The organism is Clostridium sp. ZBS2 (assembly GCF_023845855.1).
Classification (GTDB): Bacteria; Bacillota; Clostridia; order Clostridiales; family Clostridiaceae; genus Clostridium; species Clostridium aquiflavi.
In genome coordinates this window covers 1-346 of sequence record NZ_JAMQIF010000136.1, presented here as the reverse complement: position 1 = coordinate 346, position 346 = coordinate 1, and the positions used below count along the sequence as shown (strand labels likewise).

Annotated in this window: 1 rRNA gene; it reads right to left on the bottom strand. The window is 59.0% G+C overall.

Features of this window, described 5'->3' with window-relative positions:
* Positions 1 to 228: ribosomal RNA gene (locus tag NG918_RS16750) — 16S ribosomal RNA — on the bottom strand; the annotation flags it as partial.
* Positions 229 to 346: the final 118 nt, after the last annotated feature.

Genomic DNA, 346 nt, shown 5'->3' with positions numbered 1-346 from the left:
GTTGCGCTCTTTGCGGTACTTCACCCAACATCTCACTGCACGAACTGCCGACAACCATGCTCCACCTGTCTTCCTGTCACCGAAGTGACTTCCTCGCTTGAGAGTAATTCAGGAGATGTCAAGTCTAGGTAAGTTTCTTCGCGTTGCTTCTAATTAACTAACATTCTCCGCTGCTTGGGCGGGCCCCCGTCAGTTCCTTTGAGTTTTAATCTTGCCGCCCTTCCCCCCCGGCGGCTTCCTTATTTCCTTATCGGCGCCTCTGTCGCCCTCACGGCGCCCCCGCCTCGTCTTCCTCGTCTCCCGCCTCGCCTCCCAGGGTCCCCCCTCCTCTTCCCCCCCCCCCCCC